This window comes from Amycolatopsis dongchuanensis, from assembly GCF_039542405.1.
Taxonomy (GTDB): domain Bacteria; phylum Actinomycetota; class Actinomycetes; order Mycobacteriales; family Pseudonocardiaceae; genus Amycolatopsis_E; species Amycolatopsis_E sacchari.
Genome location: NZ_BAABIB010000142.1, coordinates 1 through 14845, shown reverse-complemented (window position 1 = coordinate 14845; position 14845 = coordinate 1). Strand labels below are relative to the sequence as shown.

Sequence of the window (14845 nt, the reverse complement as noted above, 5' to 3'; positions counted from 1 at the left end):
AGCGCCGATGGTACTGCACTCGTGAGGGTGTGGGAGAGTAGGACACCGCCGAACTCAAATTAGGTCCTCGAGGCCCTGGTTGAGATCCCGGAAACGGGTTCTCCCAGGGCCTCGAGGCTTTTTCGCATCCACTCCGCGCGGGCGCGCCCGTATCCTGAACGACGTGAGCGCGCCCCGACTCCTCGTCATCCAGCCCGATCGAAGCGACCCGGCCGGCCCGCTGGGCGACTGGCTCACCGCGGCCGGCGCCGAACTCGACGTTCGCCTCCCGCCGGAGGACGAGCTTCCCGGCGATCTCGACGGCTACCAGGGGCTCGTCTGCCTCGGCGGCGGCATGAACGCCGAAGAGGACGACAAGTACCCGTGGCTGAAATCCGTGCGGAACCTCCTCGCCGCGGGAGCACACGGCGGGCTTCCGATCCTGGGCATCTGTCTCGGCGCGCAGCTCCTCGCCGTCGCGACGGGCGGATCGGTGGTACCGGGGGACAAGGGGCCGGAAGTGGGGCCCTACCTCGTCTCGAAGAAGGACGCCGCCTGGACCGATCCGCTGTTCGCGGACCTGCCCTTGATGCCTGACGTCCTGCACTTCCACGGTGACGAGATCCGGCGCCTTCCGGTCGGTGCCGTCCTGCTCGCATCCGCTCCCAAGTACACCAACCAGGCCTACCGCCTCGGCCGGTGCGCGTACGGGATCCAGTTCCACATCGAAACCACCGTCGACGTCGTCCAGGCCTGGACCGCCGAGGCTCCCGACATGGCGGCGACCGCGCGTCCCGGCGTCTTCGACACCGAGGCCCTCACCCAGGTCCACGAGGACATCGCGGCCACGTGGCAGCCCTTCGCCACGAGGTTCGTGCAGCTCGCAGCCGGTCGAGCCCACGCCGCACACCCTTCCCCTCGCCTGAACCCGGCTACGGTGAAAGCTGATGGCTGAGCAAGCAAGGGGGGCCGCGTCCCCAGCACGGTACGGCTTCACCGACGACCGCGCCGACGCGCAGTTGCGCGCGGCCGGCTGGTGGACCGACGCGGGAGCCGACGAGTCGAGCCGCGGCGTCCTGGTCGCGCTTTCCCGCGCCGCTGATCCCGACCTCGCGCTGCGCGGCCTGGACAGGCTGCGCGAGGCCGACGAGCCCGGGTGGCCGGAACTGTCCGAGGCGCTCTGCGGTGACCCCGCCTTCCGCGGCCGCCTGATCTCCGTGCTCGGCACGTCGAGCGCGCTCGCCGACTTCCTGGTCGGCGCGCCGGGGGAGTGGCGGCGCCTGGCGCAGGACAAGTGCACTGAGACGGAGTGCTTCGCCGGGGAGCTGCTGGCCGCCGTTGGGCAACCCTCGCCCGTCGCGTACGGCAGCAGCGGAGGCGAACCGGCGACCGCGGGCGAAGGAGACCCGGCCGTCGGCGGTGGAAGCGGGTCAGGGGCTGCAGGCGGAAGCGGGCTGGCGGCCGTCGGGGAAAGCGGGGCGCCGGCGGGCGACGGCGCCATCCCCACGGCGGGCGGTGGGAGCGCAGCAGCGGTCGCCACCGACGGTGAGCCCCGCACAGGCACGGCCGCAGCGCAGGACTCGCGGGGCGCAGTGTCGGCTCCAACCGGGACGGCCGCAGCGCAGGACTCGCGGGGCGCAGTGTCGGCTCCAACCGGGACGGCCGCAGCGCAGGCCCCGCAGGGCGCAGCATCGGCTCCCACCGGGCAGCGCCTCACCGGGACGGCCGCCGTGCAGGCTCTGCGGACCGCCTATCGTGGGCTCCTCCTGGAGATCGCCGCCGCCGACCTGGCGCACGTCGTCGAACCGTCGCTGGAGCAGCCGTCCTACGAGGAGATCACCGGGCGGCTCACCGCGCTCGCCGAGGCCGCGCTCGTCGCCGGGCTCGCCGTCGCCCACGCCGAACTCGCGTCGAAGGACCTCGACGGCACCAAGCTCGCCATCATCGCGATGGGCAAGTGCGGCGGGCGGGAGCTGAACTACGTCAGCGACGTCGACGTCATCTTCGTCGGTGAGGGGGACCTCCAGCTCGCGACCCGGCTCGCCAGCAAGACGATGCAGCTCGTCGGCACCGCCTGTTTCGAGGTCGACGCCGCCCTGCGGCCCGAGGGCAAGGCCGGCGCGCTCGTGCGCACCCTCGAAGGGCACACCGCGTACTACCGGAAGTGGGCGCGCACCTGGGAGTTCCAGGCTCTGCTCAAGGCGCGCGCGGTCGCGGGCGACGCGGAGCTCGGACGCCAGTACGTCGAGATGGTCGACGAGGTGGTCTGGTCCGCCGCCGAGCGGGAGAACTTCGTCGAGGACGTGCAGCAGATGCGCCGCCGCGTCGAGAAGCACGTGCCCTCGGACCTCGCCGACCGCGAACTGAAGCTCGGCAGGGGTGGCCTGCGGGACGTCGAGTTCGCGGTGCAGCTGTTGCAACTCGTCCACGGGCGGGCGGACACCAACCTCCGCTCAGCGTCCACAATGGACGCGTTGCACGCGCTGGGCGCCGGTGGCTACGTGGGGCTCGCCGACGCGGCGGAACTGGAGACCGCCTACGAGTTCCTGCGCACCGTCGAGCACCGGCTCCAGCTCCGCCGCCTGCGCCGCACCCACCTGTTCCCCGACCCCTCGGAAACGGCGGAACTGCGCATCCTCGCCAGGGCGATCGGGATCAAACCCGAGCGCGGGCGCAGCGAGGCCGAACTGCTGGTCGCCGACTTCCGCCGGTACGCGCAGCGGATCCGCCGCCTGCACGAAAAACTGTTCTACCGCCCGCTGCTCCAGTCCGTCGCGAGCGTGCCGACCGAAGCGTTGCGGCTCACCACCAAACAGGCCGCGCAACGGCTCGCCGCGCTCGGGTACGCGGCGCCGGACGGCGCGTTGCAGCACATCAAGGCGCTCACCGCCGGGGTGTCCCGCCGTGCGGCCATCCAGCACGCGCTGCTGCCGGTCCTGCTGGACCTGTTCGCCGACACCCCGGACCCGGACGGCGGGCTCCTGGCGTACCGCAAGGTTTCCGAGGCGCTGGAGGACACGCCGTGGTACCTGCGGGTGCTGCGCGACGAGGGTGCCGTGGTCGAGCGCGTGGCGTTCCTCCTCGGCACCTCGAAGCTCGTGCCGGATCTGCTGGCCCGCGCACCGGAAGTGCTGCAGCTGCTGGGTGACCCGAACCGCCTCGCCGGGCGTGATCCACGCGAAGTGGCGAAGTCCCTGCGGGCCACGGTGCGGCGGCAGCCGGGGCTGAAGGCCGCGGTCGCCGCGGCGAGATCCTTGCGGCGCCACGAAATGTTGCGTGTCGCGGCCGCGGACCTGCTGGGGTTGCTGGACGTCCAGCAGGTCTGCGCGGCGCTGTCGAGCGTGTGGGTCGCCGTCCTGCAGAGTGCCCTCGCCGCGGCGATCCGCAAGCGGGAGGCCGAAGTCGGCGGGACCCCGGCGAAGATCGCCGTGATCGGCATGGGCCGCTTGGGCGGAGCCGAGCTGGGGTACGGCTCCGACGCCGACGTGCTCTTCGTGTGCGAAGCGAACGACGGGGCCGATGACGGCGAAGCGGTGCGGTTCGCTTCGTCCGTCGCGGAGACCGTACGGCAGATGCTCGGCCAGCCCAGCGCCGATCCGCCCCTGCAGGTCGACGCCGACCTCCGGCCCGAGGGACGCGGCGGGCCGCTCGTGCGCACGCTGGAGTCCTACCGCGCCTACTACGCCCGCTGGGGCGAGGTGTGGGAGGCGCAGGCGCTGCTGCGGGCCCGGTACATCGCCGGCGACGACGGCCTCGGCGAGCGGTTCACCGCGATGGCCGACGAGATCCGCTATCCGCGAGGCGGGCTCGACGCCGGCCGCGTCCGCGAGGTGCGCCGGATGAAGGCCCGGGTGCAGACCGAGCGCATCCCCCGCGGCACCGACCCGACGCTCAACACGAAACTGGGCCGGGGCGGGCTGGCCGACGTCGAATGGGTCGTCCAGCTGTTCCAGCTCCGGCACGCGCACGAACTTCTGTCACTGCGCACCACCAGCACACCGGGTGCGTTGTCCGCGCTCGCCGAAGCGGGGCTCGTCGCGGAGGGGGACGCGGCGTCGCTGACCGAGACGTGGCTGCTCGCGACCCGCGTCCGCAACGCGACGATGCTCGTGCGGGGCAAGGCGTCCGACCAGGTTCCCAGCAGCGGACGGGAACTCGCGGCGGTCGCCCGCGTGCTCGGCTACAGCGACGAGGACGACCCGGGCGAGTTCCTCGACTTCTACCGCCGGACCACGCGCCGGGCGCACGCCGTCGTCGAGCGCGTCTTCTTCGAGGACTGATTTACAGTGGTCCCGTGAGCGACCGCGAGCCCTTCCGGATGCAGATCAAGGTGCGGCTGTACGAGCTGGACGCGCTGGGCCACCTCAACCACGCCGTCTACCACTCGTACGCCGAGGTGGCCCGCGTCGAGGCGCTGGAGCGGGCGGCCGGAGGCAGCACGGCCCTGCACGACGAGCACGTTTCACCGGTGCTGCTGGCGTCGAGCATCAGCTACCGCCGGGAGATCCGGCTCGGCGAGACCGTCGACGTCACGTGTGACGCGAAGTTCGGCACGGGCAAGACGTTCCAGATGGAGCAGCACATCTACAAGGCCGACGGCACGCTGTCCGCGGAACTCGCCGTCACGCTGGGGCTGATGGACCTGGAGCGCCGCAAGCTGGTCGACGACCCGCGTGGTCGTTTCGAGCGTGCCGGGTACGACCTGAAGCTGCTGTCCACATCGGAGTAGCTCAGACGGCCAGGAGCGCCCGCGTGACCTCGTCGGGATGGGTCAGCATCGACTCGTGCCCGCCGGGCACCATCACCGGCGTCAGTCCCAGCCGCGCCGCGAACTCGGTCCCGGGCCGGGCGAGCGCGAGGTCGTTCTCGCTGAGCACGTAGGCCGCGGGCAGGCCGATCGCGGTGACGTCGGGAACGTCGAGCGCGTCGAGGAAGTAGTGGCCGGGCTGCGGTACGAGCAGCTCGAAGAACAGCCGCCGCGCCTCCTCCGAGACGTCCGGCAGCAGCAGCGGAACCTGCTCCGGGACCACGGAGATGGTGCCGTCGGGAGAGGCGTCGATCGCCGTCCTGATCATCGTCGCGTAGTCCTCGTTCTCGTCGACCAGCGGCACGCCCCGCGCGGGCACGAGGGCGTTGTAGTAGATCACCTTCGAAACGCGCCCGGCGAGCTCGTGGGCCGCACCGGTGACGGGGTAGCCGCCCCAGCTCTGCGCCACCAGCACGACGTCCTCTAGGTCGCGCTTCGTGACCTCGTGCACCACCGCGGCCACGGCGTCGGCGAGCCGGAGCCCAGCAGGTGAGTCGCCGTCGGCCAGACCGGGCAGGGTGAGCGTGAGCGCCGGGTGGCCGGCCGCGCGCAGGCGCCGGGCGACCGGCTGCCACGACCAGCCGCCTTGCCACGCACCGGGGACGAGGACGAACGTTGCCGCATTCCGGGTCATGACCGGTGTAACGCGCGCAGGCCGGGATCGACTGCGGGGGCGGGCACCTTCTGCCCCGGCGGACACCGTCCGTGTCCTTCAGTTCCCCGCTGATCCCGCGGCCACCAGGTGCGGCCAGATGCGGGCCGCGATCCCCTCGGGCGTGCCGGGGCAGCCGTGGCGCAGCCAGTCCGTGATCGTGCCGAGCAGCGCGCCCGCGAGCAACGCCGCGACCGGGTCGTGCGGGATGTCGGCCGGGTCGTCGGCGTGGGTGGGCGAGCCGGTGCCGGACAGGTGCACGTGGATGGCGATCGCGAGCCGCTGGTGCAGGTGGTTGATCACGCGGGCGCTGCCGTCGGCGTCGAGCAGTGCCCGGTACAGCCGCTCGTGGTCGGCGACGTGCCGGAACACCCTGGCCAGCGCACCGCCGGGTGCGGCGGCCTCCTGCGGCACGACCACGTGCGCGGCGTCGATCAGCTCGTCGAACAGGTCGGTGCCCGCCGCCGCGGCGAGGTCGTGGACGTCGGCGTAGTGCTCGTAGAACGTCGAGCGGTTGACGCCCGCGCGGCGCGTGACGTCGGAGATCGAGATCTGGTTGAGGTCCCGCTCCGCGATCAGGTCCAGCAGCGCTGCTTCGAGCGCCGAACGCGAGCGGCGGCTGCGGGGATCGGAGAGCACGCGCACCCGGACAGCCTACTTTGTCCAACAACTGTTGGTTAGACGACAGGTGATGGAGTAAGAAGGGAGACGTTCACCTGCCGCCACGACGAGGAGTTGGTAGATGACCACCGCCGAGCCCCGGAACTACCCGTTCAGCCACCCCGAACGGCTGGACACCGAACCGCTGTTCGCGACCCTGCGCGCCGAGGAACCGCTGACCCGCGTCCGCCTGCCCTACGGCGAACCGGGCTGGCTGGCCACCCGCTACGAGGACGTCAAGGTCGTGCTCGGCGATCCGCGGTTCAGCCGGGCCGCGAGCCTGGAGCGCGACGAGCCGCGCATGCGCCCGCAGCCGTCCCAGCCCGGCGGCATCCTCAGCATGGACCCGCCCGACCACAGCAGGCTGCGACGGCTGGTGACCAAGGCGTTCACCGTGCGGCGGATCGAACAGCTGCGTCCGCGCGTGCAGGAGATCGCGGACGGGCTCGTCGACGCGATGCTCGCCAAGGGCGCGCCCGCGGACCTGGTCGAGGACTTCGCGCTGCCGGTGCCGGTCACCGTGATCTGCGAGCTCCTCGGCGTGCCCTACGAAGACCGCGTCGACTTCCGGTACTGGTCCGACGCTTTCCTGTCCACCACGAGGTTCACGCCGGAGCAGGTCGGGGAGTGCACGCTGAAGATGCGCGCGTACCTGGAGGGGCTGATCGCACAACGGCGCGCAACCCCGCGCGACGACCTGCTCAGCGGGCTGGTGGCGGCGCGCGACCAGGACGACCGGCTGTCCGAGGACGAACTGGTCATGCTCGCGATGGCGCTGCTCGTCGCCGGGCACGAGACCACCGCCTCGCAGATCCCCAACTTCGTGTACACGCTGCTCACACACCCCGACCAGCTGGAACTGCTGCGTGCCGACCTGAGTCTCGTGCCGCGCGCGGTCGAGGAACTGATGCGCTACGTCCCGCTCGGCATCGGCGCCGGCATCGCCCGCTACGCGCTCGAGGACGTGGAGCTGGGCGGCGTGACCGTGCGGGCGGGGGAGGCCGTCCTGCCCGCGCTCGCGTCGGCCAACCGCGACGAATCGGTGTTCACCGAGCCCGACCGGCTCGACCTGCTGCGGCAGGAGGGCACGCACATCGGGTTCGGGCACGGCGTGCACCACTGCCTCGGCGCGCCGCTGGCGCGCATGGAGCTGCAGGTCGCGCTCGACACGCTGCTGCGGCGCCTGCCCGGCCTCCGCTTCGCCGGCACCGAGGACGGCGTCGAGTGGAAGGAAGGGCTGTCGACCCGCGGACCGGAGCGGATGCTGCTGACCTGGGACGCGTAAGGAGCGCCGGCGGTACCTCGCGTTGACAGGGGGAGGCGGTCTCCCTATCTTCGGAAGTGGAGATCAAACCTCCAGTTCAATTCGACCCCGCGAGGTGCAGCGTGAAGATCCTGATGTTCGGCCGAGGCGTGATCGCCACGGTCCACGGCTGGGCGCTGCACCAGGCGGGACATGACGTCGAGTTCTACGTGCGGCCGGGTCGCGCGGCCACGTACGGCGACGGGGTGGACCTCGAACTGCTCGACCTGCGGCGCCGGCCGTGGGGGCAGCGCGTGGTCGAGAGGTGGCCGGTCCGCTACCGGGAGACGCTGCCGCCGGACCACGACTTCGACCTGATCGTGCTGAGCGTGCAGCACTACCGGCTCCCGGAAGCGGCGGCCTTCCTGGCGCCGCGCATCGGGAAGGCCACGGTGCTCGTCTTCGGAAACCTCTGGGCCGAGCCGTCGGAGGCGGTCGGCGCTCTCCCCGCCGACCGGGTCGCCTGGGGTTTTCCCCAGGCCGGTGGCGGCTTCGGCGAGGACGGCGTGCTTCGCGGGGGACTGCTGCCGCAGGCCGTCTTCGGCACCTTCGGCACACCACCGACCGAACGGGAACGGGCCGTGCGCGAGGTGTTCCGCACGGCCGGGTTCCGGATCCGGGAAAAGCCCGACTTCCGCGGCTGGCTGTGGGTGCACTTCGCCATGAACGCCGGCCTGCACGCGCAGGGGCTGCGGCGGGGCTCGCTGGCCCGGCTGGCAGGGGCGACGGGCGATCTGCGCGAGGCGCTGCTGACCGGCCGCGAGCTGCTGCCGCTCGTCGAGGCGCGCGGCGTCGACCTGCGGCGCCAGCGGGGCGGTGTGCTGGGGCTTCGCGCGCCCACCTGCGTGACAGCTCCCGCGCTGTCCTGGCTGACCGCTCATGTGGCGCCCGTGCGCACGAATTTCGTGGCGTACGCCGATCCCGACGCCCAGGAGCCGCGCGAGATCTGCCGGGACACCCTCGCCGAAGCACGGCGGCTGGGCGTCCCGGTCCCGCGACTGGAAGCGGCGGAACCGAGCTTCGAGCGGACATAAGAAACGCCGACGGCGAGGGCGTTTTCCACTCCTCGCCGCCGGCGTGTCCCGGGGTGCGCTACGACTTACACGTCGTAGTAGAGCGCGAACTCGTACGGGTGCGGGCGAAGCCGCAGCGGGTCGATCTCGTTCTCCCGCTTGAAGCTGATCCACGTGTCGATCAGGTCGGGGGTGAACACGCCACCCTCGGTGAGGAAGTCGTGGTCGGCCTCGAGGTTGTCGAGCACGGTGCCCAGGTCGGCCGGGACCTGCTTGACGTCCTTGGCCTCCTCGGGCGGCAGCTCGTACAGGTCCTTGTCGATCGGCTCCGGCGGCTCGATCTTGTTCTTGATGCCGTCCAGGCCGGCCATCATCATCGCCGCGAACGCCAGGTACGGGTTGCCCGACGAGTCGGGGCAGCGGAACTCGATGCGCTTGGCCTTGGCGTTGGTCCCGGTGATCGGGATGCGGACGCAGGCGGAGCGGTTGCGCTGCGAGTACACCAGGCTGACCGGCGCCTCGAAGCCCGGCACCAGGCGGTGGTAGGAGTTCACCGTCGGGTTGGTGAACGCCAGCAGGCTCGGGGCGTGGGCCAGGATGCCGCCGATGTAGTGGCGGGCGGTGTCCGACAGGCCGGCGTAACCGGACTCGTCGTAGAACAGCGGCTGGCCGTCCTTCCACAGCGACTGGTGGCAGTGCATCCCGGAACCGTTGTCACCGAACAGCGGCTTCGGCATGAACGTCGCGGTCTTGCCGGCGGCCCAGGCGGTGTTCTTCACGATGTACTTGAAGAGCATCAGGTCGTCGGCCGCGTGCAGCAGCGTGTTGAACTTGTAGTTGATCTCGGCTTGGCCGGCGGTGCCCACCTCGTGGTGCGCGCGCTCCAGCTCGAAGCCCGAGTTGATCAGGTTGAGGCTGATCTCGTCGCGGAGGTCGGCGTAGTGGTCGACCGGCGGGACGGGGAAGTAGCCGCCCTTGAACTTGGTCTTGTAACCGCGGTTGCCGCCCTCTTCCTCGCGGCCGGTGTTCCACCAGCCCTCGATCGAGTCGATCTCGTGGAAGGTGCCGTTCTCCGAGGAGTTGAAGCGCACGGAGTCGAAGATGTAGAACTCGGCCTCCGGGCCGAAGAACACGGTGTCCGCCACGCCCGACTCGGCGATGTACTGCTCGGCCTTGCGCGCGATGTTGCGCGGGTCGCGGCTGTAGGCCTCACGCGTGAAGGGGTCGTGCACGAAGAAGTTGATGGAGAGGGTCTTCTCCTTGCGGAACGGGTCGATCCGCGCCGTCTCGGGGTCGGGCAGCAGCAGCATGTCCGACTCGTGGATCGACTGGAACCCGCGCACCGAGGAGCCGTCGAAGGCGAGGCCCTCCTCGAACGCGTCCGCGTCGAACGCCTTCGCGGGAACGGTGAAGTGCTGCATGACGCCCGGCAGGTCACAGAACCTGACATCGACAAACTGCACGTTCTCATCAGTGATGAGACGTTGGATATCTTCTGGAGTAGTGGACACCCTCTGTAACTCCTTCAACTGTCTTGCCGGGGGCAGTACTCTCTTCGGCTCACGCTAAGAGCGTGGTGTTGCCCGACCGTCACCCGTATGTTTCGCGGATGTTAACGGGGGATGCGAATTCGGGCGGCGGACCGGGAAAGCCCACCTCGCGGCGGGCGACCTACCCTGATGGTGTGGCGAGATGGACCGGAGAGTGGTTGTCGGGCTCGCGGGCCGGCCTCGGGGCCGGTGACGCGGAGCCACCGCGGTGGCGCGGAGAGCGCCTGGGCCTGCCGGAAAGCGGCGTGCGTTCCGTGGCGAGCGGGGGTGCGCGGCTGCTGGCGTTCGTGCTCGACCTGGTGCTCGCGTCCCTGGTCACGTCGCTGTTCATCCGGCCGGCGCTGCAGGACACGTCGGTGATGGAGAGCTACAACCTGTGGTCCGTCATCGTGTGGGCGGTGCTGACAGTGGTGCCGGTGTCCTTCGCGGGTTTCACCCCCGGCATGGCCGCGACCGGCATCCGGGTCGCGAGGCTCGACGGCGGGCCGATCGTGGGTCCGTGGCGCGCTGTGGTGCGTGCGGCGCTCACGTGCCTCATCGTTCCGGCTGCGGTGCGTAACATCGACGGGCGCAGTTGGCTCGATCGGCTGACGAGCACGGTCGTCGTGCGGATGCGCTGACGTGAAAAAGGGGAGACCGCGGCGGCGGTCTCCCCTTTTTTCGTACGCGGTCAGCGGCGGCGGATGGCGCGCTGCACGTTGCGCATCTTGGCGCCCTGCGGCACCGGGCCCTTCGGCATCGCGGCTCCGCGGTTGCCCAGTGCGGCGAGCTTGGCCTCCAGCGCGTCCACCTGGGCGGGCCGGAGGTTGCGCGGCAGCTTCATCAGGTGCGGCTGCAGGCGGCGCAGCGGGACCTGGCCCTCGTCGTTGCCGACGATGACGTCGTAGATCGGGGTGTCGCCCACCAGCCGGGCCACGCGCTTCTTCTCCTGCTGCATGAGGTTGCGCACGCGGTGCGGCGCGCCCTCACCGACCAGGACGACGCCGGGCGCGCCCAGCACCCGGTGCACGGCGTCGAGCTGCGTGGTCGCGGCGACGGTCTGGGTCACCCGCCAGCGGCCGCGCATGTTGTCCAGCGCCCAGCCCGCGGCACCGGGCTGGCCCTCGGCCTTCGTGTACACCGTCTTCTGCACGCGGCGGCCGAAGATGATCACCGCGGCGAGCAGGCCGAGCACGATGCCGAGCGGAAGCAGGACCCACTGCAGCCCGAAGATGAACCCGACACCGAAGATCACACCGGCGACGACGAGGAAGGAGCCGAGCATCCACGGGATGAGCGCCTTGTCCTCCCGGCGCTGCACCTTGAACGCTTCGAAGATCTGCCCGCGCCGCGCCTTGCTGGCCGCGCGCTTCTCCCGCTTGGCCTGCTTGGCAGCTTCTTTGTCCTGCTTTCCCGCCATATGACCCAGGATACGGGCGGGTGGGCTTCGCGGAATCTGTCGGCCCCCTCTGCGAGGATGCCTGTCGTGGTTGACGCAGCTCCTCGCACGAACCGGCCCGGCCTGCTGGACGGGCTCGATCCCGAGCAACGGGCCGCCGCCGCGGCGCCACGCGGTCCGGTGTGCGTGCTGGCGGGGGCGGGCACGGGGAAGACGCGGACGATCACGCACCGCATCGCGTACCTGATCAGCGCCGGGCACGTCGCGCCGGGACAGGTGCTGGCGGTGACCTTCACGGCGAGGGCGGCGGGCGAGATGCGCACCCGGCTGCGCGCGCTGGGCGTCGAGGGTGCGCAGGCGCTCACGTTCCACGCGGCGGCGCGCCGGCAGCTGCGGTACTTCTGGCCGCGCGTGATCGGTGACCGGATGTGGGACCTGCTCGAGGGCAAGCTGCGGCTGGTCGGCCAGGCGGCGCAGCGCGCCGGGCTGGGTACCGAGGCGGAGTTGCTGCGCGACCTGGCGAGCGAGATCGAGTGGGCCAAGGCGTCGCTCGTCACGCCGGACGAGTACCCGGCAACGGCCGTGAAGGTGCAGCGGGACAGCCCGGCGGCGCCCCAGCAGGTCGCCGAGGTGTACCGGCTGTACGAGAAGCTGAAGAACAACGCGCAGGTCCTCGACTTCGACGACCTGCTCCTGCAGACGACCGCGGTGCTGGAGGAGCACGGCGAGGTCGCCAGGGAGTTCCGCGATCGGTACCGGTGCTTCATCGTCGACGAGTACCAGGACGTCACCCCGTTGCAGCAGCGCCTGCTCGACGCGTGGCTCGGCGGCCGTGACGACCTGACGGTGGTCGGCGACGCCAACCAGACCATCTACTCCTTCGGCGGCGCCTCCCCGCGCCCGCTGCTGGAGTTCACGCGCCGCTTCCCCGAAGCGACGGTGGTGCGGCTCGAACGCGACTACCGCTCCACCCCGCAGGTCGTCGAGCTGGCCAACAAGGTGATCGGCGCCGCGCGCAACCGGCCGGCGGGCTCCCGGCTGCGGCTGATCGGGCAGCGGCCACCGGGCCCCGAACCGAAGTTCGCCGAGTTCGAGGACGAGCCGACGGAGGCCGCGGCGGTGGCCGCCCGTGTCCGCACCCTGCTCGACGCGGGTGTGCCGGCGAGCGAGGTCGCGATCCTGTACCGGATCAACGCGCAGTCGGAGGCCTACGAGCAGGCGCTCGCCGAGGCCGGCATCCCGTACCTGGTGCGGGGCGGGGAGCGGTTCTTCGACCGGCGCGAGGTGCGGCAGGCGATGGTTTCGCTGCGCACGGCGGCAGGGGATCCGCCGCCCACCGAACTGGTGACAGCGGTGCGGTCGGTGCTGGCGCGCGTCGGCCTGACGGACCAGCCGCCCGCCGGTGGCGCCGCGCGCGAGCGGTGGGACGCGCTGCTGTCCCTCGTCGAGGTCGCGGAGGAACTGGCGGCCACGGTGCCGGGCGCGGACCTCCCGCGGTACGTGGCGGAGCTGGAGCAGCGGGCGGCCGCGCAGCACCCGCCGACGGTCGAGGGCGTGACGCTGGCATCGCTGCACGCGGCGAAGGGGCTGGAGTGGGACGCGGTGTTCCTCGTCGGCCTCGCCGAGGGGACGATGCCGATCCTGCACGCCGACGGCGACGACAACGCCATCGAGGAGGAGCGGCGGCTGTTCTACGTCGGGGTCACGCGGGCGCGGGAGCACCTGTGGTTGTCGTGGTCGCTGTCGCGGCACCCCGGTGGCAGGCGGAACCGCCGCCGCAGCCGGTTCCTGTACGGGTTGTTGCCGGAGCACCACCCGGCGGCGCGGGTGCCGCGGTCCCAGGCGGCCCGCGGCGGGGCGAAGCCGAAGTGCCGTCTGTGCGGGGAAACGTTGGCGGGCACCATGGAGATCAAGCTCGGCCGGTGCGAGCGGTGTCCGTCCAATCTGGATGAAGGCTTGTTCGACCGCCTGAAGGAGTGGCGCAGCGCGCGGGCGAAGGAGCTGAAGGTGCCGCCGTACGTGGTGTTCACCGACGCGACGTTGCTGGCGATCGCCGAGCAGCAGCCCACCGACCGCGGTGCGCTCGTGTCGATCTCCGGGATCGGGCCGAGTAAGGTCGCGAAGTTCGGGGAGGACGTGCTCGCCGTGATCCAGGGTGAGCGTTGACCGCGTCGGAGGGGGCTTCCGTGCGGCGGAACCGCCGTTCGAGGCGCGATCTTCGTCGCTTCGGAGAATCCTGCGGAAAATAAGTTGCCCCCGCCTGTAGGGGAGCAATAGCCTGCACAGGTCGGGTGGTGACCACCCGAGGGGGATTCCGCCCGTCGTGGGAGCGACGAGCGTCGGACAGTGAGAGGAGGTGCCCGGAGATGGTGATCTATTCCGTGATCGGCAACCGTGGCACCGCGCTGTCCGCGACCGCTCCGATGGGTGTCGCCCTTGCCTGGGCGCCTGCGATGGGCGCCGCCGCTGCCTGGGCGCCTCCGATGGCGAGCACCCTTGCGACGGGCGTCGAGCTCACGAGCGCCACCGCCGCTGGCCGGCGTCTGCGCGAGGCCGGGGAACCGGCTCGCCATGCAGCCCGCCGTGCCGCCTTTGGTGGCCGCATTGTGCCCGTTACCGCCGATCTGCAGACCAAGCAGCCGAAGATCCACGTTCCGCACCCTCAGCCAGAGCGAAGCCCCTGACGCCCGTTCAGGGATAAGGCTCACGAAGGCCGCGGAACCGTACTCGGATCCGCGGCCTTCGTGTTGTGTGCAGTACCCGCCCAACTGAAAGAACCGTTACTACACAAAGGAGAACGGGATGTCATCGGCAATCGCCTTCGCGTCAGAGGGGGCGTTACCCGCCGAGTTCGCCGCACCTCCCACAGGAGGGTTCGGCGACCTGCTCGACGCGGTCGTCTCTCCCGGCCTGGACCTGCCGTGCCGGTCCGGGGACGCCGACCTGTGGTTCGCGGAAGCTCCCGCGGACCTCGAGCGGGCGAAGCGCCTGTGCGCGGACTGCCCGATCCGGGAGTCGTGCCTGGCAGGTGCGCTCGACCGGCGGGAGCCGTGGGGCGTCTGGGGTGGCGAGATCTTCGAGCGCGGCGTGATCGTCGCGCGGAAGCGGCCCAGGGGACGTCCGCGGAAGCACCCGGTCGCGGAGCGGCCGGCGGAGCAACCCCTCGAGAGGGCGAACTCGAGCGAGCGGCGGAGCGCTGCCGCATGAGTGTCCAGCTGTTGATTCGCGAAAAGCCACGCACGGTGCGTGTTCAGCTCACCGCCGCGCCCGTGCCGACCAAGGAGATCATCGAGATGTTGATGCAAGAAGAACTGGCCAGAGTCCGAATACAGGAGATGCGCCGGGAGGTGCGTGCCCAGCAGATGCGGGGCCACGCCCGCGCGGCGCGCCGCTGGGACAGGATGGCGCGCTGGGCTTCCCGCCGCGCCGACCGGCACAGGTCCTAGTTGTTGCGGGTCGTGACGTTGGTGACGTGGGTGAGGGCCTGAGGTGAGGGGACGGGT

Annotated in this window: 14 protein-coding genes; 10 read left to right on the top strand and 4 right to left on the bottom strand. The window is 71.0% G+C overall.

The window, feature by feature from the left end; all coding sequences use genetic code 11:
• Positions 1–163: 163 nt before the first annotated feature.
• The 3 genes from ABFX51_RS34080 to ABFX51_RS34070 are packed head-to-tail and all read left to right on the top strand — an operon-like array spanning position 164 to position 4708.
• Positions 164–934 carry a type 1 glutamine amidotransferase gene (locus tag ABFX51_RS34080; RefSeq protein WP_346056221.1) on the top strand — a complete coding sequence of 257 codons (771 nt, stop codon included), beginning with the start codon at positions 164–166 and terminating at the stop codon, positions 932–934.
• Complete coding sequence (locus tag ABFX51_RS34075; RefSeq protein ID WP_346056220.1) at positions 927–4259, top strand: bifunctional [glutamine synthetase] adenylyltransferase/[glutamine synthetase]-adenylyl-L-tyrosine phosphorylase; 3333 nt, start codon at positions 927–929, stop codon at positions 4257–4259. The genes ABFX51_RS34080 and ABFX51_RS34075 overlap by 8 nt, the downstream gene beginning before the upstream one ends.
• Before the next feature lie 14 nt (positions 4260–4273).
• A complete protein-coding gene (locus ABFX51_RS34070) occupies positions 4274–4708 on the top strand; it encodes an acyl-CoA thioesterase (RefSeq protein ID WP_091508878.1) in 435 nt (144 codons plus the stop codon).
• A 1-nt stretch (position 4709) separates the two neighbouring features.
• Here the strand turns inward: ABFX51_RS34070 and ABFX51_RS34065 are convergent, their stop codons facing one another.
• Positions 4710–5420 (bottom strand): alpha/beta fold hydrolase, encoded by a 711-nt coding sequence (locus ABFX51_RS34065; RefSeq protein WP_091508875.1) that lies wholly within the window; start codon positions 5418–5420, stop codon positions 4710–4712.
• A gap of 78 nt (positions 5421–5498) precedes the next feature.
• A complete protein-coding gene (locus ABFX51_RS34060) occupies positions 5499–6083 on the bottom strand; it encodes a TetR/AcrR family transcriptional regulator (protein ID WP_091508873.1) in 585 nt (194 codons plus the stop codon).
• Positions 6084–6180: 97 nt separating this feature from the next.
• On the opposite strand from ABFX51_RS34060, the gene ABFX51_RS34055 reads away from it, so the two are divergent.
• Together ABFX51_RS34055 and ABFX51_RS34050 are read left to right on the top strand one after the other, a co-directional pair.
• Entirely contained in the window at positions 6181–7383 is a 1203-nt protein-coding gene (locus ABFX51_RS34055; RefSeq protein ID WP_346056218.1) for a cytochrome P450, read from the top strand.
• Between the two features lie 101 nt (positions 7384–7484).
• On the top strand, positions 7485–8435 hold the full coding sequence (locus ABFX51_RS34050; protein WP_346056217.1) for a ketopantoate reductase family protein: 951 nt from the start codon (positions 7485–7487) through the stop codon (positions 8433–8435).
• A gap of 65 nt (positions 8436–8500) precedes the next feature.
• Here ABFX51_RS34050 and glnA read toward each other — a convergent pair whose 3' ends face one another.
• On the bottom strand, positions 8501–9925 hold the full coding sequence (gene glnA / locus ABFX51_RS34045; RefSeq protein WP_346056216.1) for a type I glutamate--ammonia ligase: 1425 nt from the start codon (positions 9923–9925) through the stop codon (positions 8501–8503).
• Positions 9926–10098: 173 nt separating this feature from the next.
• Between glnA and ABFX51_RS34040 the strand changes: the two genes are divergently transcribed.
• Entirely contained in the window at positions 10099–10584 is a 486-nt protein-coding gene (locus tag ABFX51_RS34040; RefSeq protein WP_091508865.1) for an RDD family protein, read from the top strand.
• A 50-nt stretch (positions 10585–10634) separates the two neighbouring features.
• Here ABFX51_RS34040 and ABFX51_RS34035 read toward each other — a convergent pair whose 3' ends face one another.
• Entirely contained in the window at positions 10635–11363 is a 729-nt protein-coding gene (locus ABFX51_RS34035) for a DUF4191 domain-containing protein (protein WP_091508864.1), read from the bottom strand.
• 66 nt (positions 11364–11429) lie between these two features.
• On the opposite strand from ABFX51_RS34035, the gene ABFX51_RS34030 reads away from it, so the two are divergent.
• The 4 genes from ABFX51_RS34030 to ABFX51_RS34015 all read left to right on the top strand — a co-directional run bounded on the left by ABFX51_RS34030 (position 11430) and on the right by ABFX51_RS34015 (position 14788).
• Entirely contained in the window at positions 11430–13508 is a 2079-nt protein-coding gene (locus tag ABFX51_RS34030) for an ATP-dependent DNA helicase UvrD2 (RefSeq protein WP_245783113.1), read from the top strand.
• A 200-nt stretch (positions 13509–13708) separates the two neighbouring features.
• Positions 13709–14026: a hypothetical protein gene (locus tag ABFX51_RS34025; protein WP_346056214.1), complete on the top strand. Its 318-nt coding sequence runs from the start codon at positions 13709–13711 to the stop codon at positions 14024–14026.
• A 118-nt stretch (positions 14027–14144) separates the two neighbouring features.
• Positions 14145–14549, top strand: a complete 405-nt coding sequence (locus ABFX51_RS34020; protein WP_091508858.1) for a WhiB family transcriptional regulator — start codon at positions 14145–14147, stop codon at positions 14547–14549.
• Positions 14546–14788 carry a hypothetical protein gene (locus ABFX51_RS34015; protein WP_346056213.1) on the top strand — a complete coding sequence of 81 codons (243 nt, stop codon included), beginning with the start codon at positions 14546–14548 and terminating at the stop codon, positions 14786–14788. The genes ABFX51_RS34020 and ABFX51_RS34015 overlap by 4 nt, the downstream gene beginning before the upstream one ends.
• Positions 14789–14845 lie beyond the last annotated feature (57 nt).